The 23,003-nt window shown below is 70.7% G+C and carries 21 protein-coding genes, 1 tRNA gene and 1 pseudogene; 14 read left to right on the forward strand and 9 right to left on the reverse strand.

Features of this window, described 5'->3' with window-relative positions; translation table 11 throughout:
* Nucleotides 1-172 precede the first annotated feature (172 nt).
* Nucleotides 173-1,369, forward strand: coding sequence for a TetR/AcrR family transcriptional regulator (locus ASD48_RS15545; RefSeq protein ID WP_057602354.1), 1,197 nt, complete (start codon nucleotides 173-175; stop codon nucleotides 1,367-1,369).
* Between the two features lie 162 nt (nucleotides 1,370-1,531).
* Here ASD48_RS15545 and ASD48_RS15550 read toward each other — a convergent pair whose 3' ends face one another.
* The 3 genes from ASD48_RS15550 to ASD48_RS15560 all read right to left on the reverse strand — a co-directional run bounded on the left by ASD48_RS15550 (nucleotide 1,532) and on the right by ASD48_RS15560 (nucleotide 5,726).
* Nucleotides 1,532-2,731, reverse strand: a complete 1,200-nt coding sequence (locus ASD48_RS15550; RefSeq protein WP_057602206.1) for an oxygenase MpaB family protein — start codon at nucleotides 2,729-2,731, stop codon at nucleotides 1,532-1,534.
* A 460-nt stretch (nucleotides 2,732-3,191) separates the two neighbouring features.
* Nucleotides 3,192-3,929, reverse strand: coding sequence for a spermidine synthase (locus ASD48_RS15555; protein ID WP_057602207.1), 738 nt, complete (start codon nucleotides 3,927-3,929; stop codon nucleotides 3,192-3,194).
* A gap of 111 nt (nucleotides 3,930-4,040) precedes the next feature.
* Complete coding sequence (locus tag ASD48_RS15560) at nucleotides 4,041-5,726, reverse strand: ribonuclease J (RefSeq protein WP_057602208.1); 1,686 nt, start codon at nucleotides 5,724-5,726, stop codon at nucleotides 4,041-4,043.
* A 527-nt stretch (nucleotides 5,727-6,253) separates the two neighbouring features.
* Between ASD48_RS15560 and ASD48_RS15565 the strand changes: the two genes are divergently transcribed.
* The 6 genes from ASD48_RS15565 (at nucleotide 6,254) to ASD48_RS15590 (ending at nucleotide 13,771) form a co-directional block, all read left to right on the forward strand.
* Nucleotides 6,254-8,008 carry a diacylglycerol kinase family protein gene (locus ASD48_RS15565; protein ID WP_057602355.1) on the forward strand — a complete coding sequence of 585 codons (1,755 nt, stop codon included), beginning with the start codon at nucleotides 6,254-6,256 and terminating at the stop codon, nucleotides 8,006-8,008.
* Between the two features lies 1 nt (nucleotide 8,009).
* Nucleotides 8,010-8,963: a YihY/virulence factor BrkB family protein gene (locus ASD48_RS15570; protein WP_057602209.1), complete on the forward strand. Its 954-nt coding sequence runs from the start codon at nucleotides 8,010-8,012 to the stop codon at nucleotides 8,961-8,963.
* The gene (locus ASD48_RS15575) at nucleotides 8,964-9,734 is read left to right on the forward strand and encodes a phosphatase PAP2 family protein (RefSeq protein ID WP_057602210.1); all 771 of its coding nucleotides are present in this window, start codon (nucleotides 8,964-8,966) and stop codon (nucleotides 9,732-9,734) included. It abuts the gene before it with no gap.
* Nucleotides 9,735-10,212: 478 nt separating this feature from the next.
* Nucleotides 10,213-10,737 (forward strand): PadR family transcriptional regulator, encoded by a 525-nt coding sequence (locus tag ASD48_RS15580; RefSeq protein WP_057602211.1) that lies wholly within the window; start codon nucleotides 10,213-10,215, stop codon nucleotides 10,735-10,737.
* Entirely contained in the window at nucleotides 10,734-11,426 is a 693-nt protein-coding gene (locus ASD48_RS15585; protein WP_057602212.1) for an ABC transporter ATP-binding protein, read from the forward strand. The genes ASD48_RS15580 and ASD48_RS15585 overlap by 4 nt, the downstream gene beginning before the upstream one ends.
* A complete protein-coding gene (locus ASD48_RS15590; protein ID WP_057602213.1) occupies nucleotides 11,423-13,771 on the forward strand; it encodes an FtsX-like permease family protein in 2,349 nt (782 codons plus the stop codon). Before ASD48_RS15585 ends, ASD48_RS15590 begins: the two co-directional genes overlap by 4 nt.
* A 151-nt stretch (nucleotides 13,772-13,922) precedes the next feature.
* Here ASD48_RS15590 and ASD48_RS44730 read toward each other — a convergent pair whose 3' ends face one another.
* On the reverse strand, nucleotides 13,923-14,120 hold the full coding sequence (locus ASD48_RS44730) for a hypothetical protein (RefSeq protein WP_057602214.1): 198 nt from the start codon (nucleotides 14,118-14,120) through the stop codon (nucleotides 13,923-13,925).
* Nucleotides 14,121-14,304: 184 nt separating this feature from the next.
* Between ASD48_RS44730 and arr the strand changes: the two genes are divergently transcribed.
* Complete coding sequence (gene arr, locus ASD48_RS15600) at nucleotides 14,305-14,715, forward strand: NAD(+)--rifampin ADP-ribosyltransferase (RefSeq protein ID WP_057602215.1); 411 nt, start codon at nucleotides 14,305-14,307, stop codon at nucleotides 14,713-14,715.
* Between the two features lie 128 nt (nucleotides 14,716-14,843).
* Here arr and ASD48_RS15605 read toward each other — a convergent pair whose 3' ends face one another.
* Entirely contained in the window at nucleotides 14,844-16,280 is a 1,437-nt protein-coding gene (locus tag ASD48_RS15605) for a PLP-dependent aminotransferase family protein (RefSeq protein WP_242432596.1), read from the reverse strand.
* Here ASD48_RS15605 and ASD48_RS15610 point away from each other — a divergent pair.
* The gene (locus ASD48_RS15610) at nucleotides 16,267-16,890 is read left to right on the forward strand and encodes a DJ-1/PfpI family protein (RefSeq protein ID WP_057602217.1); all 624 of its coding nucleotides are present in this window, start codon (nucleotides 16,267-16,269) and stop codon (nucleotides 16,888-16,890) included. The genes ASD48_RS15605 and ASD48_RS15610 overlap by 14 nt on opposite strands.
* Before the next feature lie 38 nt (nucleotides 16,891-16,928).
* The gene (locus ASD48_RS44185) at nucleotides 16,929-17,552 is read left to right on the forward strand and encodes a DUF3592 domain-containing protein (RefSeq protein ID WP_057602218.1); all 624 of its coding nucleotides are present in this window, start codon (nucleotides 16,929-16,931) and stop codon (nucleotides 17,550-17,552) included.
* A gap of 33 nt (nucleotides 17,553-17,585) precedes the next feature.
* On the opposite strand, the gene ASD48_RS15620 is transcribed toward ASD48_RS44185, so the two are convergent.
* Nucleotides 17,586-17,828 carry a DUF5302 domain-containing protein gene (locus ASD48_RS15620; RefSeq protein WP_057602356.1) on the reverse strand — a complete coding sequence of 81 codons (243 nt, stop codon included), beginning with the start codon at nucleotides 17,826-17,828 and terminating at the stop codon, nucleotides 17,586-17,588.
* Nucleotides 17,829-18,077: 249 nt separating this feature from the next.
* Here ASD48_RS15620 and ASD48_RS15625 point away from each other — a divergent pair, with 249 nt between their 5' ends.
* Nucleotides 18,078-18,314, forward strand: coding sequence for a hypothetical protein (locus ASD48_RS15625; protein ID WP_057602219.1), 237 nt, complete (start codon nucleotides 18,078-18,080; stop codon nucleotides 18,312-18,314).
* 577 nt (nucleotides 18,315-18,891) lie between these two features.
* On the opposite strand, the gene ASD48_RS15630 is transcribed toward ASD48_RS15625, so the two are convergent.
* Together ASD48_RS15630 and ASD48_RS15635 are read right to left on the reverse strand one after the other, a co-directional pair.
* A tRNA-Met gene (locus tag ASD48_RS15630) sits at nucleotides 18,892-18,965 on the reverse strand.
* Nucleotides 18,966-19,115: 150 nt separating this feature from the next.
* Nucleotides 19,116-20,003 (reverse strand): helix-turn-helix transcriptional regulator, encoded by an 888-nt coding sequence (locus tag ASD48_RS15635; protein ID WP_057602220.1) that lies wholly within the window; start codon nucleotides 20,001-20,003, stop codon nucleotides 19,116-19,118.
* Nucleotides 20,004-20,173: 170 nt separating this feature from the next.
* On the opposite strand from ASD48_RS15635, the gene ASD48_RS15640 reads away from it, so the two are divergent.
* Nucleotides 20,174-20,389 carry a 4-oxalocrotonate tautomerase family protein gene (locus tag ASD48_RS15640; RefSeq protein ID WP_057602221.1) on the forward strand — a complete coding sequence of 72 codons (216 nt, stop codon included), beginning with the start codon at nucleotides 20,174-20,176 and terminating at the stop codon, nucleotides 20,387-20,389.
* A 601-nt stretch (nucleotides 20,390-20,990) separates the two neighbouring features.
* Here the strand turns inward: ASD48_RS15640 and ASD48_RS15645 are convergent.
* Nucleotides 20,991-21,647: a hypothetical protein gene (locus tag ASD48_RS15645; RefSeq protein WP_057602357.1), complete on the reverse strand. Its 657-nt coding sequence runs from the start codon at nucleotides 21,645-21,647 to the stop codon at nucleotides 20,991-20,993.
* 315 nt (nucleotides 21,648-21,962) lie between these two features.
* On the opposite strand from ASD48_RS15645, the gene ASD48_RS15650 reads away from it, so the two are divergent.
* Together ASD48_RS15650 and ASD48_RS41860 are read left to right on the forward strand one after the other, a co-directional pair.
* On the forward strand, nucleotides 21,963-22,607 hold the full coding sequence (locus tag ASD48_RS15650; RefSeq protein ID WP_057602222.1) for a GAP family protein: 645 nt from the start codon (nucleotides 21,963-21,965) through the stop codon (nucleotides 22,605-22,607).
* A gap of 62 nt (nucleotides 22,608-22,669) precedes the next feature.
* Nucleotides 22,670-22,990, forward strand: a pseudogene (locus tag ASD48_RS41860) (TetR family transcriptional regulator C-terminal domain-containing protein); the annotation flags it as partial.
* Nucleotides 22,991-23,003: the final 13 nt, after the last annotated feature.

Raw genomic sequence — 23,003 nt, forward strand, 5'->3', positions numbered from 1 at the left:
CACCGAGCACCGAGCACCGAGCACCGAGCACCGAGCACCGAGCACCGAGCACCGAGCGGAGCCTTCGCGTCACGGGACGGGAAACACTTGGAAAGTGAACCGGTAGTCACGTCCTGTGCGGTTCACGCCGAGGGAGCCCGGCCTCCTGACGGCGTGTGATTGACTCATGCGCATGGCCTCCGCCTCCCCACCTGCCCGTTCGGCCTCGACCGCCGATCCGACCGCGGCCGCCAGGCCGCGCAACCGCAAGCAGCTCATCGTCGAGGCGGCCGGGCGGGCCTTCAGCGAGCGCGGCTACCACACGGCGTCGATGGAGGAAGTCGCCGCCGGAGTGGGGATCTCCGCGGCCGCTCTGTATCGGCACTTCCCGAACAAGTACGCGCTGTTCGCCGAGTGCGCCGATGTCATGGTGGACGGACTGGTCGCCGCGCTCGACGAGGTGCCGTCCGGGGCGACCTTGAGGGATGTGCTCACCGCCGTCACCCGTATCACCGTCGCTCATCGCGCGTCGGGCGGCGTGTATCGATGGGAGGCCCGGTACCTCAACCGCGAGGACCGCCGGCGTCTCGGGGCGAAGTTCGGCCGCCTCGTCGAGCGGGTCGACGAGGCGGTACAGCGCGAGCACCCATTGCCTGACGAGCGTCTGCGGGCCATGGCGGCCCTCGGCGCGATCGGGTCCATCACGATGCATCACACCTCCATCGCCGGGCGCCGGGCCGAGGAGCTGCTGCTGGCGTCCGCGCTGGGCGTGGCCGCGACTGATCCCGCGGCGCGCCGTCCGGGCGCGCACCCCGTCGAACTGCCCGCCCGGCCCGTGCCGCGCACCCGGCGCGCGGAGATCCTCGCGGCCTCGGTCCCGCTGTTCGCCCGGGACGGATTCGCCAGCGTCACGAACGGACAGATCGCGGAGGCGGTCGGGCTGACCCCGTCCGCGCTCTACCGTCATTACCCCGGCAAGATCGACATTCTGGCGGCGGCATGCCTCCAGGCAGCGGGACTGCTGGCCCAGGGTGTGGAACAGAGTCTGCACGAGGTGGGCGGCCCGCACGAGGCCATCGTCGCGCTGGCGGCAACGTATGCGGCCTACAGTTTTGAATACACCGAGCTCAACAGCGTTGCCGAGGCCGAGCTAGCCGGACTCCCGGACGGCCTGCGGCGCCCTGTGGTCCTCGCGCAGCGGGAGCACATCGCCGTCTGGGAGCAGCAGTTGCGGCTGGCCCGTCCGGAGTTGGACCCGCGCCAGGCCCGGGTGCTGGTGCACGCGGGGTTCGGCGTGGTGGTCGAGGCGGGACGCAGACTGCGGTGGCAGGACAGCCCTGACCATCGTGAGGCCGTGACCGCTCTGGTTCTGGGCGCCCTGGGTCTCTGAACGGCCGTGGGAACCCGGCGGCTACGAGGTACCGCCTCGCGAAATGCACTTCGTGAAGCACGTCGTGAAGCGCCTCGCGAAGCACCTCGTGTGGGAGTCACCCTGATGCCCGCCCTTCGGCCCTTCTGCCGCGGGGCGGGCAGGTGAGATCGGATCGACGGCTCAGCCCGCCCTGTTTCCGGTGGGGATCGTGATGGGGGTGGTGGTTCCGGACGAGCCCTTGTTGAGGAACAGCATGCCCAGGGCGCGTACGAACTGGTCGAACATGTAGAAGGTGCCGGGCATGACGGGCGACAGCCCCTCACGGAAGAGGATGAACGCCGGCCACGCGGTGCGGACCAGGGCCGCCGACGCGTAGTCGCGCTTCAGTCCCAGCCAGTCGCCGACCTCGTCGCTGAGGACGTAGCGCACGAACTCGTTCAGGAACCCGCGCGTGACGCCGAGATCGATCTGTGCGGTCAGGCCGAGCAGGTCCTCGGCCAGTGCGATGCCCTCGGTCGACGGGGTGAGGATCGGTGTGAGCACCTGCGCCGACTGCTTTTCGGCGGCCGCCCAGGTCTGGGGGATGTGCTCGTCCGGCACTCCGAGGAGGTGGACGGCGACCTGCCACGAGTGCAGGAACGCCTCCTGGTCCGCGGCCGGGAACGGGATCTTCCAGTCGAGCAGCTTCCGGTACACGTAGGTGCCCAGACTGTGGAAGGTGACCAGGATGTCGGCGGCGCTGATCGGGACGGTCTCGTCGGCGACCGCCCGCCAGTGCGGCGACTGCGGCAGCAGGTGGCGGACCGCGGCGTGCACCACGCGCGTCTTGTTGGCGGTGACGACGAACTGTCCCGTCGGCTCGAAGGCTCCCAGCTGGGACAGGTCGTAGCCGAACGTGAACGTCTTGGCCGCGCGGTCCTGCATGTCGGCGCCGCCCGCGGACCAGTAGACGCTCTTGGCCTCACGCGGAATGACGGTGCTCATGATGCCGCTGCCGAGGCCGTACAGCATGAAGAGATAGGTGTCCCTGCGGCGGTTGAAGTCGGCGGCGCGGGCGAGCTTGGCGGGGTCGGCCCAGGAGGGCAGCCGGTTGACCTGCCGCAGGTAGGCGGCGAAATCGGCCGGCAGACCGCCGGGCAGTGGGTCGTTGTTGTTCACCCACGACGCCCATGCCGCGTTGATCGTGGGCACGTGACCGTTGTCGAGCATCGAGGTCATCAAGGGGTCGGCCGCTTCGTCCCAGATCCATTCCGGACCGGTCCCCGTGGCGGCTCCTGCCACCGGGCCCGTCGACGCCCCTGCCTGGGCGGGGTTGGCCACGCCCACGAGGCCGAGTGCGACGCCGAGCGACAGGATCTTTCGCCTGCTGAGATTCTCCATTTACTTGCCTGCTTCCCTGAGGGGGCCAGATGGTTCCAGCTGCTTCGCAGGTGTGCCTGTTGCGCGACACATGCGTGGTACGCCGCGTAGCACGCATGTGATTTTCGATTAACATAGCGAGGTGTGTTGCCGTCGGCAATGGTGGTGACCGAGGGCCGTCGCCCCCGCAGGTCCGAGGCCGGTCAGTTCCTCTCGGCAGGACCTACGGCAGCGTCCCGGTGTCCGCGGGCCCGAGCGCCGGGAACGGAATGGCTCGGGGCAGCCCTCGACGGGCCGTCACGTCCCGCGCTCACGTCCCGCGCGCGGCCGGGAAGCGGCGAAGCGTTCGGCAGCGAACCAGCACGAGGACCCGGCCGGTCCCGTCCGCGGGCGGGACCCCATCCGGAAACCTGCCTCGGCGTCGGCCAGGGCGCCGTGTCGCCCGGCCCGGCCGCGCCGTCGTCCTACGGCCCCTGCGCTCCTACCGTGTGCCCGGTGCTTTGCGGGCCACGTAGACGGTGTTGGTCGAGGTGCCGCCCTGCAGGGGGTTGTCGAAGTCGACGACATGGGCCGCCGCTTGCGTGAAGACCTCCGTGAGCGTGGACGTGAACTGCTCGTCCGGCGGATCGTTGGACCACAGGGCGAACACCCCTCCGGGGTGGAGGTGTCCGGCGAGGGCACGGAGCCCGGGGGGTTGATAGAGGGCCGCGTGGCGCGGGTGGAGCACATGGCGTGGCGAGTGGTCGACGTCCAGCAGAACGGCGTGAAAGCGGCGGCCCGGAGCCTCGGGATCCAGGCCGCCGGGTTCGGCGGCCAGCGCGAAGAAGTCGCCGTGCGCCAGGCGGCAGCGGGGGTCCGAGGTCAGCCGGGCCCCGAGGGGTACCAGGTGCTGCCGGTGCCAGTCGATGACCTCGGCGAGCGCGTCGATCACCGTCAGCGAGCGCACCCGGGGGTCGTCGAGGGCCGTCCGGGCGGTGTAGCCGAGGCCGAGGCCGCCGACGACCACGTCCAGTTCGGGCCGTTCGGTGTGCGGCAGCTCGGCCAGTCCGAGTTCCGTGAGCGCGATCTCGCCGGCGGTGAAGAGGCTGGACATCAGGAACTCGTCGCCCAGCTTCACCTCGTACACGTCCTCCCCCGAGACCGGGTCGCGGCGGCGCCGCAGACTGATCTCGCCGATCGGCGTCGGCTGCCAGTCGATCTCCTCGAAGCGCAGGCCCATGCGTTCACCTTTCTGACGTTCGTGGACGCATGGGCGCCGTTGCGCGTGCGTGGCGACGGAGACCGCCCTGGCGTGGGAGCGGAGAGCGGGCAGCCGGGGCGGCGGGCCCGGTCAGGCGTCGATGATGACCGGGATGATCAGCGGCTTTCGGCGGTGCGTACGGAAGGCCCAGTTGGCCACGGCTCGGGCCACGAGCTGTTCCAGCTGGTGAGCGTCGCCGACGCCTTCCTGGGCGGCGTTGGCCAGGGTCTTCTCGATGACGGGGATGACCGGCTCGAAGGTCGTGTCGTCGTGGACGAAGCCGCGGGCCAGGAAGTCGGGAGCCTCGGCGAGGGCCCCGGTGTCGGCGTCGACGATGGCCACGACCGTGATGACGCCCTCCTGGGCGAGGGTGACCCGGTCCTTGAGGGACGCCTCGGTCGCGCCGCCGACCTCCATGCCGTCCACGTAGACGTTCCCGGCGGGCACCTTGCCGGTGATGGTGGCGCGGCCGTCGACGAGGTCGACGACGACACCGTCCTCCGCGATGACGACCCGGTCGGGGTCGACGCCGGTGCGGATGGCCAGGTCGGCGTTGGCCCGCAGGTGGCGGAACTCGCCGTGGACGGGCATGACGTTGCGGGGCCGGACGATGTTGTAGCAGTAGACGAGTTCACCGGCGCTGGCGTGACCGGAGACGTGCACCTTGGCGTTGCCCTTGTGGACGACGTTGGCACCCCACCGGGTCAGGCCGTTGATCACCCGGTAGATCGCGTTCTCGTTGCCGGGGATGAGGGAGCTGGCGAGCAGGACGGTGTCGCCCTTGCCGATGCGGATCGCGTGGTCGCGGTTGGCCATCCGCGACAGTGCGGCCATCGGCTCGCCCTGGGAGCCCGTGCACACCAGGGTGATCCGGTGGTCCGGCAGCTTCTCCAGTTCCTTGGCGTTCACGACCAGGCCTGACGGGACCTTGAGATAGCCGAGGTCGCGGGCGATGCCCATGTTGCGGACCATCGAGCGCCCCACGAAGGCGACCTTGCGGCCGTGCTGGTGGGCGGCGTCCAGGACCTGCTGGATGCGGTGCACATGGCTGGCGAAGCTGGAGACGATGACCCGGCGCGGCGCGGTACGGATCACCTGTTCGATCGCGGGGTTCAGCTCGCGTTCGGAGGTGGTGAAGCCGGGGACCTCGGCGTTGGTGGAGTCGGTGAGGAACAGGTCCACGCCCTCCTCGCCGAGGCGGGCGAAGGCACGCAGGTCGGTGATCCGGTCGTCCAGGGGGAACTGGTCCATCTTGAAGTCGCCGGTGTGCAGCACCAGGCCGGCCGCCGTCCGCAGAGCCACCGCGAGCCCGTCGGGGATGGAGTGGTTGACGGCGATGAACTCGCAGTCGAACGGGCCGAAGCCGCGCCGGTCGCCCTCGCGCACGCGCACCGTGCGGGGCCTGATGCCGTGCTCCTTGAGCTTGGCCTCCAGGAACGCGAGGGTGAGCTTCGAGCCCACGACCGGGATGTCCGACCGCTCCCTCAGCAGATAGGGCACGCCCCCGATGTGGTCCTCGTGACCGTGGGTGAGCACGACGGCCACGATGTCGTCCAGGCGATCCCGGATCGAGGTGAAGTCGGGCAGGATCACGTCGACCCCGGGCTGGTTCTCCTCGGGGAACAGCACACCGCAGTCCACGATCAACAGCTTGCCGGCATGTTCGAAGACGGTCATGTTGCGACCGATTTCGCCCAAGCCGCCCAAGGCGGTCACCCTCAGCCCGCCTCCGGGCAGTGGCGGGGCGGCTTTGAGTTCTGGGTGCGGATGGCTCATGACCTCACGTTACCGAAAAGAATGCCGGTGTGATCCACCACCCCGCTGCGGCGGGACGAGACGCGCCGCGACACCCGGGCGCCGGCGGAGGGCCGGGGTGCGGGCGGCGCCTTCCTCGCGCCGTCGGCGTACTGGTGTGCTCACACATGCGACTGCCGCTCGCAGTGCCGGTCGGGGACGCGCAGGGCCAGGAGAACAGGAGCCGACCACGGCCCGCGTACGGGATCCAGCCGGCGAGCCGCGGCACTGGTGCCGGCACCGGCACCGGCAAGGCCCACGGCAGGAGCGGGCGGTGACGGCAAAGGCTCCCGGAGGCGGTGCGGGCGCAGCGAGCTCCGCGCCGACCCCTTCCCGCATGACCACAAGAGAGGGCGAACCGGGATCAACAGCTGCGGCGGGTAAGGCTCTCGCCGAAGTCAAGTCACCCATCGGTTGGTCTGCGCGCGGACATCGGGGGCAGACGGCGGTGCATCGGCCCGATGCCTCTGGCCGACACCGCCGTATCGCGCCGACCCGTGGGAGACCTGATGCCGACCGCCGCACCGCACAGACCGGCCGACCTGCCCGGAGGGAGACCGGCAGCCGCCCGGACCGGCCGCTCGTTCGCGCTGCCCCGAGGCACCGGCCGGACCGCCGCGCGTATCGCGGCGCTGACGGTCTGCCAGGGCGCGCTGATGGTGGGACTCGGGCTGCTGATCACCGGACCCGCCCGCGGGCTGTGGCCGATGACCGTCGAGGACGACGTCAACGAGGGCTTCGAACACGCCCGGACCGGCACCCTGACCACCCTGTCGTTGTTCGGGTCGGAGGCAGGGAACACCCTCACGGTGATCGCCGTCACCGTCCTGGCATGTGCGGGTCTGCTCCTGATCCCCCGTCTGCCGATGTGGCGGCAGGCGGCCTTCCTGTCCGTCGCGGTGTCACTCCAAGCGCTGGTCTTCCTGGTCATCACCGAGTCGGTGGACCGCCAACGCCCCGACGTGCACCGCCTCGACGCCTCCCCGCCCACCTCCAGCTACACCTCCGGCCACACCGGGGCGGCCACCGCGCTCTACGGCGGACTGGCGGTGCTCGCGCTGTCCAGGCTCCGCGGGCCGTGGCGGCGGATCGTGGGCGCTCTGCTGCTTCTCGTGCCGGTGGCGGTGGCCGTCGCCCGCCTCTACCGCGGCATGCACCACCCCACGGACGTCGTGGGCGGGCTGGTCAACGGCAGCCTGTCCCTGATGATCGTCGGCCGTGCACTGTTCACCGACGGGAGCGTGACCGCTCCGGCCGGGGCGAGCCCCACGCCGTCCTTCGCGAGCGCGGAGGACGGGCCGGGCGCACCCGGCCCGGGCCGGACCGTGGTGATCTTCAACCCCACGGTGACCGGCGAAGCCGACCGCGAGGCGCTGCGGAGGGTCCTGGAACGGCACGGTCACCGCGCACCGGTGTTCACCGAGACCACGGCGGAGGACCCGGGGACCGGGCAGGCGGCCGACGCGGTCCGGGACGGCGCACGGCTGGTCGTGGTCTGCGGTGGTGACGGAACCCTGCGGGCGGCCGCGGACGCCCTGGCCGGCAGCGGTGTGCCGCTGGCCGTCGTGCCCTGCGGCACGGGCAATCTGCTGGCCCGCAACCTCGGCCTGCCGCTGTCCCCCACCGGCGCGCTCGACGCCGCCCTGTCGGGCACCCCGCACCGCCTCGACCTCGGCCGCATCGAGGGTGACGGTCTCACCGCCACCCACTTCGCCGCCATGGCCGGGGCCGGACTCGACGCCGAGATCATGGAGCACACCGACGACCGCGCCAAGTCCGTCCTGGGCTGGCCCGCCTATGTGCTGGCCGGAATCGGCACCCTGCGCACACCGCGGATGCGTCTGACCGTCCGGCTCGACGACGCGCCCGCCGTGCGCCGCACGGCCCGTATGGTGCTCATCGGCAACGTCGGGACCGTGCAGGGCGGGACGACGCTTCTGCCGGCCGCCCGCCCCGACGACGGTCGGCTCGACCTGCTGCTCCTCGACCCGCGCGGCGTCAGCGGCTGGATACGTGCGCTGGCGACGCTGGTGCGCGGCGGTGGACGTCCGTCCCGGCCGTCGACCGAGGAGACCGTCGTGGCGCGGGACGACGACGGCAGCGGCGTCCCGGTGGAGTTCTTCACGTTCCGCCGGGCCGAACTGACCTTCGACTCCACGCAGTCCAGAGAGCTCGACGGTGATCCGGTGGCACCGGGCCGCCGGCTCACCGCCGAGGTCAGGCCGGGCGCGCTGACGGTGCTGCTGCCCGCTGGAGGTGCGTGACATGGGTACCGCGACCAAGGTCCCCGAGACCCGTGACATGACCGGCGACGAACTGTCCGCGGACGAGGCGCTGGCGTCGCTGCGCCGCTACGGCCGCTGGGCCCTGCTGCGCGACTCCTTCGTCCGTTTCCGGTACGCCGACGGCTTCACCCATTCCCGCGCGCTCGCCCTGCAGACGGTCCTGTCGGTCATCCCGCTGACCATCGCGTTCGTCGGGCTCTCCACCACGCTGCACACCGAGAACATCGGCCGGATCGCCGAACTGACGATCCACCGGATCGCCGAGGGTCCCAGTGCCGACGTGGTCGACGACGCGCTCGACCGCAGCCGCCGCACGGCGGGCGACGGCGCGCAGCTCGCGCTCTGGTTCGGTCTGCTCTTCTCCCTGGTCAACACCACCACCGCGATGTGCCAGGTCGAGCGTGGTGCCAACCGGATCTACGGCAACGAGCGCGACCGCCCCTTCGGCCAGAAGTACCTGCGCGGTCTGGTGATGTCCGTCGGTGCCGGACTGCCGCTCGGGCTCGGGTTCATCGTCATGGTGGCCGGCGGTGACCTGGCCTCCGCGGCGGTGACCGTCTACCGGCTCGACGGCGGCGCCCAGAGCGCCTGGGAGATACTGCGCTGGCCGTTCGGGCTGCTGCTCGCGCTCATCTCGGCCAGCGTGATCTTCCGCCGGTCGCCCCGGCGCAGACAACCCGGCTACACCTGGCTGGCCTTCGGCGCCGCCGTGTACCTGGTGCTGTGGACGGCGCTGACCTGGCTGCTGAGCCTCTATCTGGGGATCAGCGGCTCCTTCGACACGGTCTACGGCCCGCTCAGCGCCTTCATGTCACTGCTGCTGTGGGCCTATCTGACCTCCATCGCCCTTTTCCTCGGGCTGGCTTTCGCCGCGCAACTGGAGGCGGCGCGGGCCCTGCAGGCCGGTCCGATCGAACCTGATCCTGGAGTCTGAATGGTTGTGCGAGCCGCGGTCCAGAACCTGCGAGACCGTCGCCGCCGGGCGGCCGACCGCCACTTCGGCGTCCGGCTGTTCGCGGCGGCAGCCGTCGCCGCCGTCGCCGCCGTGCCCTTCGCGCTGCTGCTCGTGCTCGTCGAGGGCCAGTGGCAGCCGCTGCGCCGCCTGGACGCGGGCGCCGCTCAGCGACTGCACCACACGGCGGTGACCCACCCCGCGTGGACCGGCTTCCTGCGCTTCCTGTCCGACTGGGTCTGGGACCCGGCCGTCCTGCGGACGGTCGTCGCGCTGCTGACCCTCTGGCTGGCGTACCGCAGGGCCTGGCGGCTGGCCGCCTGGTCCGCCGTGACGGCCGTGGCCGGCGGGCTGATCGGACTGCTGGTCAAGACGGTGGTCGAGCGGGCCAGGCCGTCTTTGGAGGATCCGGTGGCGCACGCTCCGGGGTTCTCCTTCCCGTCGGGTCACGCGATGACGGCCACCACGTCGTTCGCCGTCCTGCTGCTGGTCCTGCTGCCGTTGGTGCCACGCGCCTGGCGGCCCCTGTGCTGGTGCGCCGCCGTGCTGTCGGTGCTCGGCGTCGGCTTCACCCGGGTCGCGCTCGGCGTGCACTGGTTCAGCGACGTGGTGGGCGGCTGGCTGCTCGGCCTGGCCGTCGTCGCCCTCACCGCCTGGGCCTTCGAGGCCTGGCGCGCCGAGGTCGGCCGGACCCACGCCGACGTGAGCGACGGGCTGGAGCCCGAACTCGTGGAGGCCCACCCCGAGCGGTGACCGCCGGCGACCGGCGGGAGGATCGGGCGGGAGGGGGCTTTCCCCTCCCCCCGCCGTCGGCCTCACCCTGCGACGGAGATCGTCACCCTGGCCGACGTCGGCCAGGGCACCGGTTTCTGCGGCCCCGCGCACACGAGAGTGGTGGCGGTCGAGCCTCACCCGTGACCGATGCCCTTGCGGCCCGCACGGAGGTGCGGCGAGGGGCGCCCCCGACGCCGAGACGCGCTGGACGGCCCTCCCCGACCGACAGCACCCACCGCCGGCGCGAGACGCCGGTGCCCGGGACAGGTCCGGTCCGGTCCGGCCGTACCGGCGGGACGCTCCTGACCCCCTGCCGGGCCCTCACGGCAGACTGCCCGTTTCCGAACCGTGACGATCGGCGTCCGTGCCGCCCTCACCTGCACTGTCGTACACCCCGCCCTCGCCTAAACACTCGATGTATACATACCGCGTATACACAGAGTGTAGAGTCGGGATCATGTCCATCGGTCATACCCTTTTGGGTCTCCTGGAGGTCGGGCCGCGCCACGGCTACGACCTCAAGCGGGCCTTCGACGAGAAGTTCGGTCACGACCGGCCCCTGCATTACGGCCAGGTCTACTCGACGATGTCCCGGCTGCTGAAGAACGGTCTCGTCGAGGTCGACGGGATCGAGGCCGGCGGCGGTCCCGAGCGCAAGCGCTACGCGATCACCGACGCCGGCATCACCGACGTAGAGCGGTGGCTCGCGACCCCGGAGAAGCCGGAGGCCTACCTCCAGTCGACCCTCTACTCCAAGGTCGTCCTCGCCCTGCTCACCCGGCGCGACGCCGCCGAGATCCTCGACACCCAGCGCTCCGAGCATCTGCGCAGCATGCGGATCCTCACCGACCGCAAGCGCCAGGGCGACCTGGCGGATCAGCTGATCTGCGACCACGCCCTGTTCCACCTGGAAGCCGACCTGCGCTGGCTGGAACTGACCGCCGCCCGACTCGACAGACTCCGTGAGGCCGTGACCCCATGACGACTTCTCCCGCCGGTCCCCTGCTCACCGCCCACGACCTGCGCAAGGCGTACGGGCCGACCCACGCGCTGGACGGCGCCGAGTTCTCCGTACGCCCCGGCGAGGTCGTCGCCGTCATGGGTCCCTCCGGGTCCGGCAAGTCCACGCTGCTGCACTGCCTCGCCGGGATCGTGCAGCCCGACTCCGGGTCGATCACCTACCGGGGGCGCGAACTGACGACGATGAGCGATGCCCGGCGCAGCGCGCTGCGCCGCTCCGAGTTCGGGTTCGTGTTCCAGTTCGGTCAGCTGGTGCCCGAGCTGACCTGCGTGGAGAACGTCGCCCTGCCGCTGCGGCTGAACGGCTCCTCCCGCAAGGCCGCGGAGCGGACCGCGCTCGGCTGGATGGAGCGCCTGGAGGTCGACGACCTCAGGTCCAAGCGTCCCGGCGAGGTCTCAGGCGGCCAGGGCCAGCGCGTTGCCGTGGCCCGCGCGCTGGTCACCGGGCCGAGCCTGCTGTTCGCCGACGAACCCACCGGCGCGCTCGACTCCCTCAACGGCGAACGCGTGATGGAACTGCTGACCGGCGCGGCGCGCTCGACCGACGCCGCCGTCGTCCTCGTCACCCACGAGACACGTGTGGCCGCCTGGTCCGACCGCGAGATCGTCGTCCGCGACGGCAAGTCCCGCGACATGGAGCGTGCCGTATGAGTCCTCGCCAGTGGGCCGTGGACCTGGCCATGGGGGCCCGCTTCGCCGTCACCGGCGGACGCGAGAGCTGGGTTCGGATGACGCTCACCGCCGTCGGCGTCGGCCTCGGCGTGGCACTGCTCCTGCTGTGCACCGCCCTGCCCAACGTGTTCGCCGCCCGCCACGAGGTGGAGGCCGCCCGCTTCGACTACACGTACTCCGACAAGCCTCTGCCGAAGGCCGACGACACCTTCCTGATCGCCGCCACCGACACCGTCTGGCACGACGACGACGTCCGCGGCCGGCTCGTCGAGCCCGAGGGCGGGCGGGCGCCGCTGCCCCCGGGGGTCGACAGCTTCCCGGGCAAGGGCGAGATGGTGGTCTCCCCCGCGCTCAAGGACCTGCTCGCCTCGGACGGCGCCGAGCTGCTGCGGGAGCGGCTGCCGTACAGGATCACCGGCACGATCGGCGAGAGCGGACTCATCGGCTCGCACGAACTGGCTTACTACGCGGGCGCCTCGGGGCTGAAACTCACGGACTTCTCCCCGGTGTACCGGCTGTCGGAGTACGGCAACCCGGACGCGACACCCGAGAAGACCGACCCCGTGCTGCTGCTCATGGTCCTGGTCGTGTTCGTGGTGCTGCTGACCCCGGTCGCCGTGTTCATCGCCGCCGCCGTCCGCTTCGGCGGCGAGCGCCGCGACCGGCGGCTGGCCGCGCTGCGCCTGGTCGGTTCGGACCGCCACATGACGCGGCGGATCGCGGCGGGCGAAGCACTCGCCGGAGCCCTGCTCGGCCTGGTCGTCGGCACCGGCTTCTTCCTGCTCGGCCGTCGGACGCTGGGCTCCACCGAGGTGCTGGGCGTGAGCGTCTGGCCCAGCTACCTCGATCCCTCCCCCGTGCTCGCCGCGCTGGTCGCGGTGGCGATCCCGGTCGCCGCCGTGCTCGTCACGCTGCTCGCGATGCGCGGCGTGGTGGTGGAGCCGCTCGGCGTCGTCCGCTCGGCCAAGCAGCGCCCCCGCCGGCTGTGGTGGCGGCTGCTGCCGCCGCCGGCCGGTCTCGCGATGCTCTACCCGATGATCGGCAAGGGCCGCGAGAACGGCGACTTCAACCAGTACCTCGTCACCGGCGGCGTGCTGCTGCTGCTGATCGGCATCACCGCGCTGCTCCCCTGGGTCGTGGAGGCGGTCGTCGTCCGCCTCGGCAAGGGCGCGCTGTCCTGGCAGCTCGCGGTACGGCGGCTGCAGCTGAGCAGCGGAACCGCCGCACGCATGGTCAACGGCATCGCCGTCGCCGTGGCCGGAGCCATCGCCCTGCAGATGCTGTTCACGGGAACGCAGAGCCAGTACACCAAGGCCACCGGCAAGGATCCCGGCCGGGTCCAGATGCAGGTCGACTTCAGCGACCGCAAGCCGCTGTCCGGTGTCGAGCGTGAATTCAGCGGCACCGAGGGGGTACGGGCCGCGGTGGCCCTGGCCGTCTCGCAGTACGGGGACGCGCGTCGCGACCCGAAGAACAGCAACGGCCTGACCGTGGGCAACTGCACCGCCCTGCGCGAACTCGCCACGCTTCCGTCTTGCAAGGACGGCGACGTGTTCGTCACGCGAACGAGAAGCCACTACGCCTCCCCCGGCAACGCCGACGAGATCGCCGTGGTGAAGCCCGGTCGGCAGCTCTACGTCGACCCGTCGTACGAGGACGCCACCGAACGCGGCATCGAAGTGCCCTGGACCGTTCCGGCGAACGTACGGGTGGTGGACCCGCGCAAGGACTCACTGCAGGACGCCAACAGCCTGCTGGTCACTCCCGGCGCACTGCCCGCCGAGGCCGCGCCGGCGTTGTTCTCGGACGGGGTCTATCTGCGTCTGGACCCGTCGGTGCCGGACTCACGGGAGTACATACGCAATGTCGTCGCCCGCATCGACCCCCTGGCGCGCACCTACAGCTGGTCGGCGACCCAGGAGGACGCCAAGTACGCCTCCCTGCGCACCGGCCTGTTCGTCGGCTCCGCCTTCGTGCTGGCACTGATCGGCGCGAGTCTGCTGGTCTCCCAGCTGGAGCAGCTGCGCGAGCGCCGGAAGCTGCTCTCCGCGCTGGTCGCCTTCGGCACCCGGCGCCGCACGCTGAGCCTGTCGGTGCTGTGGCAGACGGCCCTCCCGGTGGGACTCGGCCTCGTGCTGGCGACGACGGTGGGCATCGCCCTCGGCTCGGTGCTGCTGAAGATGACCCGTACACCGGTGACCATGGACTGGGCGAGCGTCCTGACCATGACCGGCGTGGGTGCGGCGGTGGTCGGGGTGGTCACGCTGCTCAGTCTGCCGCCGCTGCTGCGGATGATGCGCCCGGAAGGCCTGCGCACGGAATGACCCCTCACACGTCCCCCGAAGTGGGCCCCTCCTGCCGGGGGGCCCACCCGTGCGGTCAGGCGAGTCGGTCCTGCGGTTGACCGACGTCTTCGCGGGGCCCGAGCCGTCACAGGCCGCCCTCGGCACGTGCGATCAGGTCGGCGATACGGGCTTACATCCGCGGCGGGTTGGAGTACATCGGGAAGTGGGCGCAGTGCTCGATCTCGGCGAGTTCGACGCCGCCTTCGGCCAGGGCGGGGATCGAGTGCGGCCTCGGCGTCACCGTCGTACCCGCCGCGGCCTCCGCGTCCCACCCCGCCGTTCGGTTCAGACCCCTCCACACGACGACGCCCATCGAACTCACCGCCATGACCCGCTCCGCCCCCGGCGCCCTCGCCGAACGCCTCACCTCCCTCGCGACCGGGCTGACCACAACGCAGGCACCACCGCCGCACGGCTGATGCTCCCCCGCGCCGCGTACGCCGCATTTCGGGAGAGCGGCGCCGTCCTGGATTGCCCGCCGTCACGACATCCCGGTTTGTTAACCTGCTGCGATGAAAGAGGTGTTGGACGAGGGGCCGTTCTTTCACGGCACAAAGGCCGAACTGCGGGTCGGAGATCACCTCACCGCCGGGTTCCGTTCCAACTACCGGCCGGAAATCGTGATGAACCACATCTACTTCACCGCGTTGCGCGACGGCGCGGGACTCGCCGCCGAACTCGCCGTCGGCGACGGGGCCCCACGGGTCTATGTCGTCGAGCCGACCGGGGAGTTCGAGAACGACCCGAACGTCACCGACAAGAAGTTCCCCGGCAATCCCACCCGCTCCTTTCGCAGCAGGGAACCGCTCCGGATCGTCGGCGAGGTCACCGACTGGACGCGACAGACACCCGAAGCCCTCCGGATGTGGCAAGACCGGCTGGCCGCAATGCGGCTGGACGGCCGCGCCGAAATCATCAACTGAGGCCTGTTCCGCGGCTGCTGGAGCACGAACCAGCCATGCGGAGCGAAGGGATCCGCCTGGCCTTCGGCGCCGACGGCCCCTCGTAGGCTGCCGCTGGTGCGGGCAGACATCCGCCGGTCGACGGGAGTTCAGGCGTAGGCGTCCTCGACGGCGACGCGTCGCACGGTGCGCAGCGTCGACCGGAGACTGTCCGGATCGGTCGAGCCCAGAGCGAGGCGGATCGCTTGCGGTGTGTGCGTCGAGGTGGTGAACGGCTCGGCCGTGGACACCGAGATGTGCTGCCGCGCGAGGGTGGCGGTGAGGCGATCGGCGCGTGCTTCGTCCGGCAGCGGCAGCCAGGTGAAGTAGGACGAGGGATGGCTGATGAGGGGCAGGCCGGCCAGCTCTCGTCGGGCGAGTGCTTGGCGGGCTTTGGCGTCGTCGCGTTTCTGCGCTTCCAGGTGGTCCACCGTGCCGTCCTCCAGCCAGCGGCAGACGATCGCCGTGGTGAGGGCCGGGGTGTTCCAGGTGGTCGCCCGGATCGCGCGTTCGAGCGAGGGCACCAGGGCGGGCGGGGCAACGACGAAGCCGACCCGGAGGCCGGTGGCGACGCTCTTGGACAGTCCCGAGACGTAGACGGTGATGTCCGGCGCGGTTGCGGCCAGGGGCGGTGGCGGATCCTCCACCAGGTACGCGTACGAGGCGTCTTCGACGATGAGCGGACCGTACTGTCGAGCGATCTTGATGAGGCGGGTCCGGTCAGGTGCCGGCATGACCCAGCCCAGAGGGTTGTGCAAGGTGGGCATGGTGTAGATCGCGCGAACGGGGCGCGTCGCGCACAGCTTCTCGAGGGCATCGAGATTCGGCCCGTCGGCTGTTGCGGGTATCGGTTCCAGGTCGAGATGAAAGGCATGGGCGAGCACCTTGAATCCCGGGTAGGTGAGTGCGTCGACCGCGACGACGTCGCCGGCGTTCAGCGCGGCCATGACGGTGATGGCCAGGCCGTGCTGCGCGCCGTTGGCGACGAGGATCCGATCCCCGCCGGTGGTGATACCTCGGCGCCTCAGGTGCCGGGCGATCGCGGCTCTGTCCTGGGGACGGCCTCGATGTGGCTGGTAGCGCAGCAGGGAGTCGAGATCACCGGAGGTGGCCACCTCTCGCAGCGCCTGCCGGAGGAGATCGGCTTGGCCCGGAAGCGACGGATAGTTGAAGTTGAGGTCCACCGCATCCGTGGCGACGACCTGTTGATCGATGCCGTGACCGGCGGGAACCGCGATATCCCGGACGAAGGTGCCGCGGCCCTGTTCCCGGCTCACCAGGCCCATCAACTCCAGCTCGGCGTACACCCGCGTCGCGGTCACGACGGCGATGCCCTCACGAGCGGCGAGCCCCCGGTGTGTCGGCAGGCGCTCGCCCGAGGCGAGGCGCCCGCCCCGGATGTCGGATGCGAGCGCGTCGACCAGCGCTTTGTACCGCGAGGCTGCCATGCACCGCATTGTATGCATGACAATTCTTTGACTGTCCTGTTCGTGGGTCCTTACGGTCAAGGCCCCTACCGGGAGGACAATCGCCGTGCACATCGCCATCCTCACCTTCGAGGGCTACAACGAGCTCGACTCCCTGATCGCGCTCGGTGTGCTCAACCGCATCAAGACCGACGACTGGCGCGTCACCATCGCCACCCCAAGCCCCACTGTGACGTCGATGAACGGAGTGACCATCCAACAGATGTCCACTCTCGAGGAGGCGTGCACCGCTGACGCCGTCATCGTCGGCAGCGGCATCGCCACCCGCGAGGTCGTCGAAGACCCGGCGATCATGAGCATCCTGCGTCGCCTGGACCCCTCGCGCCAGCTCATCGCGGCCCAGTGCTCCGGAGCGCTCGTGCTGGCCAAGCTCGGCCTGCTCGACAACATCCCCGCCTGCACCGACCTGATCACCAAACCCTGGGTCGTCGCCGCCGGCGTCGAGGTGCTCAACCAGCCTTTCTACGCCAAGGACAACATCGCCACAGCCGGCGGCTGCCTTGCCTCGCACTACCTCGCCGCCTGGATCATCGCCCGCCTGGAGGGCAACGACGCCGCCGAAAGCGCGCTGCACTACGTCGCCCCGGTCGGCGAGAAGGAGGAATACATCGAGCGCGCCTGGCGCAACATCACCCCCTACCTGCCCGCTGCGACACCGGCGCTCGCCTGAACGACCGGCCGCGGACAGCCATCCGTTACCGTCTGGCCATGACGGTCGAACAGTTGGGGGGCGGCTTCGTCGCCGTGGTGACGGGCGTCCTGTGCGTGGTTTTCGCGTTCGAGGCTCTGCGTCGCTGCCTCCTGAGGCTGCGCGGTGTCAGCACTACTGCCGAGTTGGTCAGGTTCCGCACCACAGTGGCGGAGGACGGCGACCTGCTGTATTACCCGGTGGTCGCCTTCACGTTGCCGAACGGCGTGGAAATCGAGGCGGAGGGTGAAGGCGTGTCCCGTCCGCCCCACGGCACGCAGGAGGGCGACCGCACCGAGGTCGTCTACGACCCAGCGGTACCGAGCAGCATCGTCCTTGAGCGTGACCGTTGTCGGGTCCCGCAGGATCAAGTGCACCTCATCGTCGACCAGCCGGACTCCATCTTGCGCGCGGCGGCCGCCTCCGGGTTCGCGTCGGTGGTCGTCTCCGGATCCATTTCGTCGATGTGTTCGAGCTGCGCCCGCGCCAGCGGTCGCCGACCTTGTCGCCGCAGGCGACTGCCCGCAGGCGACTGCCCGCAGGAGCATCGCGTACACGGTCGGTTCGGCGGCCGGGCCGGCCGAGGCAGGGAAGACGTCGAAGTCCTGCGGAACTCGTCCCCCTGCCTCCCAGCCGTCGCCTGAGCCTGCCGAGTTCCGTCTGGAGACTCTTCGGACTCAGCCGCCGCTCTTGCGACGGAACGACCGCTGGCTCGCGGCCGGGCCGTGCGCGCCGTGGATCTTCGACGTGTCGGTGTTCGTAGCGAGGTCGGCGGCGTCCGCCTGCTTACCCCGCTTGCGCGCCAGGGCCTCCCGGAACTTGCGCTTCAAGTCGTACTGACCGTCGTCGTCGGGCGAGAGGGCACGGCTCTCGCCGTCAACCGGCTCCGAGCCTTCGGGCAATGGAGACTCTGCGGCCATGGTGACCTCCTGGGACTGGACAGTGGAAAGCACAGCTTGTCATGGCGAGCACCGCCCAAGGCACCAACCCGTCCCGCACTCGCCAACCGCCGGGGGCGGATGATTGGCGCTGAACGTGCATGAGGACCCTCCCCGCCACCGCTCTGCGCACAACGGTGAGGTCGACGCCGTACAAGTCCTGAGTGCGGCGCTCAGCACTGACGACGACACGTGAGTCGTTCCGTCGGCTCGACACCGGAGGACGAGGCCATGTTCGACAACATCGCCGGACTACGCCCCGAGGAAGCCGCGCGCTGGGCCACGCTGGTCGAGGAGTCCCGACCGATCCTCGAACATGACGGGATGGAGGCTGTCCAGGCCTTCCTGGCCGAGCACGGAACGAGCACCGTCCAGGCGATCGCTATCACACGGGCTCTCCTGGGACAGGCGGAAACACCGCTTCAAGTCGCCATCGAGATCGTGACCACGAGTACGGTTCGGCAATAGCTGGGCGAGATCGAAGGGCCCACTCGGCATCTGCCGCCATTTTGTCCAGGTCGACAGGTATCAGGTTCTCGGTCGGCTTGCGGGGCATCCGTCCGGGGACATGAAGGGCGACGAGCACCCTCCGGCGTCTATCGGCACGTCCTCGGGAGACATCACCCGCACACACCACCTGCACTGCAGCTCAGCTCGAGCGCCCGCGGCGGTAAGGCGCCTCACCGCTTCCGTCGCGGCCTCGAACCATGTCCGGGCGACAACCGTCGTCGGGGCGGCTTCGAGCAACTGCTTGCTTCGCCATGCGCTCAGTCCGGTCACCGTCCGAACCGCTCGGACAAGGTCGATCCCCCGATCGCCTCCAGAAGACAGCAGCACGTCGAAATCAGGCTCCTCCACCAGCACCTCCATCGAACGCAGCCGTATTCCCTGGTGGCCAGACGGCCCCGACGGCCCCAACGGCCCCAACGGCACTCAGACCATGCTGCTTGCCTCCGCTCTCGGACTCCAGCGGGCAGACCGGCCGCACCCACGGGCTCAGCAACATGCGGAAGGGGCCCGGCAGACGCCGGGCCCCTTCCATTCGTAGCGGGGACAGGATTTGAACCTGCGACCTCTGGGTTATGAGCCCAGCGAGCTACCGAGCTGCTCCACCCCGCGTCGGTAATGCCACCCTACACGTGATCCACGCGGTGCTGCGCCGGGCGGCCGTCCCAGCCGTGAGCGATGCTCTCGGCCTGCGGCTTCTTCTGCGAAAGAGGCGGGCCCGCCTCTTTCGCGAGCGGTGCCGGGGGCCGGCGCCATCCGGTCTCAGCCCGCGGGGACGCCGCCTTCGGTGCGGGAGGCGCTCTCGGTCGCCGCCATGTCCTGTGTGCCGATGACGCCGAGCAGCTCAAGCTTTGCGGCGCCCTCGGTGCCGGGCGGGGCCGTGAACCACAGGAGGCGCTGGCGGCCGTCCTCGCTGAACAGACTGTGGCAGTCCAACTCGATGACGCCCAGCGTGGGGTGCACGATGCGCTTGTGATCGGTGCGGCGCAGGCCGACGTCGTGGGTGTCCCACAGGGCGGCGAACTCCGCGCTCCGCCGTCGCAGGGCGGCCGTCACGCCGATGACCTCGGTGTCTCGGCTCCGGCGGGCGGCGACCGCCTGAAGGTCGGCGACGAAGACCCGTGAGTGGTGCCGATGGTCCTCGGGCGGGTAGATCCCGCGGGCAGCCGGATCGGTGAACCAGCGGTACGCGAACCCGGTCGCGGGGCCACGCGGTTCCGGAGCCCGGCCGAGCAGCGCCACGGCCAGATCATTCTGGACGAGGGTCTCGTGCAGGTCGGTGATGACCTGGGCCGGGGTGGTGGCCAGCCGGTCCAGCAACCCGAGCAGGGCGGGCTGGACGTGCCGCGTGCTCGCGCCGTGCGCCGACGCGGGCAGCGGCCGGTCGGCGAGATGGAACAGGTGGTCACGCTGGTCGCCGTCCAGCCGCAGCGCCCTGGCGAGGGCGGCCAGTGTCTGGGACGAGGGCTGAGCGCCGCGTCCGCGCTCCAGTTCGGTGTAGTAGTCGGCCGACAGACCCGCCAGTTGCGCCACCTCCTCGCGCCGCAGGCCGGGCACCCGGCGCCTGGGCCCGGCGGGCAGGCCGACGTCGGCCGGCCGGATCCGATCACGCCGGGACCGGAGGAACGCCGCAAGCTCGGGAAGGTTCACGCGTTCATCGTCGCCTCTCCGACGGGGTCGGAGCCAGGGGCTGATGACCCCTGGGTGGGCTCAGCCCTGGCCGGAGCCTGCGACCCGGACGGATGGTTGCCCCATCCAGGGTCCGCCTCCTGCTCGTGGTGAGCAGCTCAGGCTCCCCTGCACGAAGAGAGAGCAGCACCATGCCATTCGCGAACTTCAAGGTCCCCGCCGGCGCCCTCACCGCAGAGCAGAAGGAGCAGATCATCACGCGCACCACCGACCTGTACGCCGAGATCTTCGGCGACCGCGCCCGCGCCACCACCCTCGTACTGGTCGAAGAGGTCGCCGACGCCGGCTGGGGCATCGGCGGTGGTGTCCTGACGCTTGCCAAGATCCGGCAGACTCCGCAGGAGTGACGGTCCGGCCGGCCGGTCGCCGCCCCCGCGGCGCGGCGGCATGCGCCGCCCCGTGCCGGGACGCGGCACTGCGCCGTGGCTGTGGCCGTGGCTGCCTTGGCCGTGGCCACGTGTCCCGTCCCGGCACGAGTGCCTCCCCCCTCCCTCCCCCGCCGAGCTGCATCCCCGGGCGTCGTAGGCGCAGTCGACCGACGCGATGAAAGCCGGGAAGCCGGACCATTCCACGTCCGGGGGAAGCCGGGGATGGCCTCCGTACTGTCCGACGACGGGAGCATCGGAGTCGTCCGTCGACCGCAGTTCCCAGCGCGGACGGGCGAGCCGCAGAGACCTGTCGAGAAGACGCTCGGGCACGTCTCGCTTGTGAGCCGCCGCGCGATATTCGTCAAGTGCGTTCATGGGCCGACAGTCTGCCTCGGCGGTCCGACACACCCCGCTTGTCGTCGACCCGCCTCGAGCACCGAAGCTCGCAAGCAGGCACTGCCGGTGTCCCCCGCCTCGTTCTCGGCACCCTGGACGTCGTCATCGGTGTCCGTCGGTTCGCGCTGGTCGGCGTCGCCACGGCTGCCTGAAGGTACTGCCTCGGGTACCGGGCGGGGCGGGTTCAGGGGGTGGTGTCGGCGGCCGGGGAGCGGCCGACGAGGTAGATGCGGTTGCGGAGTTCGCCCTCCGCCCAGTCCAGGTCGGCGCGCAGGTCGAGCCAGACCTGGTCCTTGCGCTCGCCGGGCCGGTCGAGTCCGACGGCGACCCAGGAGAACGCGCCCTGGAGGATCTCCCGTCTGCGTCCGGGGCTGGTCACGGAGAGCGCGAAAGCCAGGGCGATACCGGCCCGGGTGACGGTCATCTTCGTCTCGTCGTCGGGTCGCGGACGGCCTCCGGTGAGGTAGCGCGGAGCGTCGAGGACCTTGATCCACTCCAGGACCGCTCCAGGGACCTGTTCGTCGAGGATCCCCGCGACGGAGTCACGTACGGCGACGGCGGGCTGCTGACCGAGCCAGTCCAGCCAGTGCGTGGAATCCGTGAGCTCGGCGAAGTCGTCCTTGGGCGGGCCGTAGTTCGGATTCTCCACGAACTCGCCCGTCAGTTTCCCGTCCTGGCCGACCCGCCAGACACCTTGGACGGCTTCCCCCGGGACGTATGCGTTCGGGTCACCGATGAGGTCGGGGTCGATCACCGCAACCGATCCGCCCGGGTTCGCGGCCGCCTCCGCGACGAGCTCGGGCGGAGGCGACTGCAGGATGCGACGCCGCTCGGCCGACATGTCCCCCACGTGAGCACTCCTTCGACTGGTTCGTACGGGGCGTCAGCACCGCCCCGCCCGAGGCATGTTTCCACGAGCGCCGCTGGCCGGGGTCTCAGGGGGTGGGTCGTGGCCGGCCCTCACGGCCGGGGTCGGGCGCCGCCCTTGAGCCCGCCGTGCAGTCAGTGCCGCCGTGCGGGCGTGGCCTGCTTGACCTGCCTGGCCGCCGCCTGCAAAGTCGGGATGCGGCACCACAGCAACACCGCCTCACCCTGCCGACCGGGCCGCCCGTCCACAGGTGGCAGGCGGCCCAGACACCCAGGAGCGGCTGATCCGATGGTCCTCGACCTGGTTGTCATCGGTACCGCCATCAGCCTGGGGCCTCTGCACAACAGCGCCTTCATTCTGCTGCTCTCCTCGCGGCGTGGCGTTCGCCAGGGTCTGGCGTTCCTGTTGTCGTGGCTGGCCAACCTGGTGGTGGTGATCGCCTGCGTGGTGCTGCTGACCGGTGGTCAGCCCCCTGCCCGTCACAGCGTGCCCTCCACCGCCGTGCTCGCTGTGAAGCTCGCGATCGGCGTGGCCCTGGTGCTGTACGGCGCGTACCGGCACCGCCGACCGCCCCCTCCGCACGGCCCGCCGCGGTGGACCGCCCGGATCGACGACGCCTCCCCGGTCACGGCGGCCGGTCTGGCGTGGCTGTTGCAGCCCTGGGCACTGGTCGGCGCCGGCGCGGCGACCGCCGTCGACGCGAACCTCTCGACCCTCGGCGACTGGCTCGCGCTGACCGGCTACTGCCTGCTGGCCACGCTCTCCCTCATCGTCATGGAGTTGTACGTGGTCTGGGCGCCCGTCGTGGCGAACGCCCGGTTGAACGCCTTGCGGACCTGGATGGAGCAGCACCAGGAACAGCTGATCGTCACGCTCTCCCTGCTCTTCGGTCTGTGGCTGACCGCCCGGAGCATCGCCGAACTGGTCAACTGACCCGCGCTCCGCACGCGTCGCCGGGAGGGCTATGGGGGGCGAGTGGTCAGCGTCGCTCCAACGGCTCCGTCCGGGCCACCACCCGCCCCGACTGCCCCACCGGATGCCTCGGCGTCCAGGGTTCCCTCGCCGCCGGTGACCCGGGAAGCAGTGCCCGCGACGCTCTCATCGCCTGGCGCAACGAGCACACCTCCCATCTCCGCGACCGGTTCCGGCAAGCCGTCGACGAAGGAGACCTGCCCCCCGGCAGCGATCCCGAGCTACTCGCCCGCTACCTCATGGCCGTGGCGAACGGCATCGCCGTCCAAGCCGCGAGCGGCGCCAGCCGCGAGCAACTCCAGCAGGTGGCCGACATGGCCCTGCGGAGCTGGTCACCCGCCTGACGGATCCTGCGGC

The sequence above is a fragment of the Streptomyces sp. Root1310 genome (assembly GCF_001426425.1).
Taxonomy (GTDB): Bacteria; Actinomycetota; Actinomycetes; order Streptomycetales; family Streptomycetaceae; genus Streptomyces.

Excerpts from the sequence above, each read along its gene's own strand:
- ASD48_RS15575 (WP_057602210.1), top strand. The coding sequence starts at position 8,964 with ATGGTTGTGCGAGCCGCGGTCCAGAACCTGCGAGACCGTCGCCGCCGG.
- ASD48_RS15550 (WP_057602206.1), bottom strand. The coding sequence starts at position 2,731 with ATGGAGAATCTCAGCAGGCGAAAGATCCTGTCGCTCGGCGTCGCACTC.
- ASD48_RS15640 (WP_057602221.1), top strand. The coding sequence starts at position 20,174 with ATGCCATTCGCGAACTTCAAGGTCCCCGCCGGCGCCCTCACCGCAGAG.
- ASD48_RS15585 (WP_057602212.1), top strand. The coding sequence starts at position 10,734 with ATGACGACTTCTCCCGCCGGTCCCCTGCTCACCGCCCACGACCTGCGC.
- ASD48_RS44185 (WP_057602218.1), top strand. The coding sequence starts at position 16,929 with ATGACGGTCGAACAGTTGGGGGGCGGCTTCGTCGCCGTGGTGACGGGC.
- ASD48_RS15555 (WP_057602207.1), bottom strand. The coding sequence starts at position 3,929 with ATGGGCCTGCGCTTCGAGGAGATCGACTGGCAGCCGACGCCGATCGGC.
- ASD48_RS15570 (WP_057602209.1), top strand. The coding sequence starts at position 8,010 with ATGGGTACCGCGACCAAGGTCCCCGAGACCCGTGACATGACCGGCGAC.
- ASD48_RS15620 (WP_057602356.1), bottom strand. The coding sequence starts at position 17,828 with ATGGCCGCAGAGTCTCCATTGCCCGAAGGCTCGGAGCCGGTTGACGGC.
- ASD48_RS15580 (WP_057602211.1), top strand. The coding sequence starts at position 10,213 with ATGTCCATCGGTCATACCCTTTTGGGTCTCCTGGAGGTCGGGCCGCGC.
- ASD48_RS15590 (WP_057602213.1), top strand. The coding sequence starts at position 11,423 with ATGAGTCCTCGCCAGTGGGCCGTGGACCTGGCCATGGGGGCCCGCTTC.
- ASD48_RS15560 (WP_057602208.1), bottom strand. The coding sequence starts at position 5,726 with ATGAGCCATCCGCACCCAGAACTCAAAGCCGCCCCGCCACTGCCCGGA.
- ASD48_RS15605 (WP_242432596.1), bottom strand. The coding sequence starts at position 16,280 with ATGGCGATGTGCACGGCGATTGTCCTCCCGGTAGGGGCCTTGACCGTA.
- arr (WP_057602215.1), top strand. The coding sequence starts at position 14,305 with ATGAAAGAGGTGTTGGACGAGGGGCCGTTCTTTCACGGCACAAAGGCC.
- ASD48_RS44730 (WP_057602214.1), bottom strand. The coding sequence starts at position 14,120 with ATGGCGGTGAGTTCGATGGGCGTCGTCGTGTGGAGGGGTCTGAACCGA.
- ASD48_RS15645 (WP_057602357.1), bottom strand. The coding sequence starts at position 21,647 with ATGTCGGCCGAGCGGCGTCGCATCCTGCAGTCGCCTCCGCCCGAGCTC.
- ASD48_RS15545 (WP_057602354.1), top strand. The coding sequence starts at position 173 with ATGGCCTCCGCCTCCCCACCTGCCCGTTCGGCCTCGACCGCCGATCCG.
- ASD48_RS15565 (WP_057602355.1), top strand. The coding sequence starts at position 6,254 with ATGCCGACCGCCGCACCGCACAGACCGGCCGACCTGCCCGGAGGGAGA.
- ASD48_RS15625 (WP_057602219.1), top strand. The coding sequence starts at position 18,078 with ATGTTCGACAACATCGCCGGACTACGCCCCGAGGAAGCCGCGCGCTGG.
- ASD48_RS15650 (WP_057602222.1), top strand. The coding sequence starts at position 21,963 with ATGGTCCTCGACCTGGTTGTCATCGGTACCGCCATCAGCCTGGGGCCT.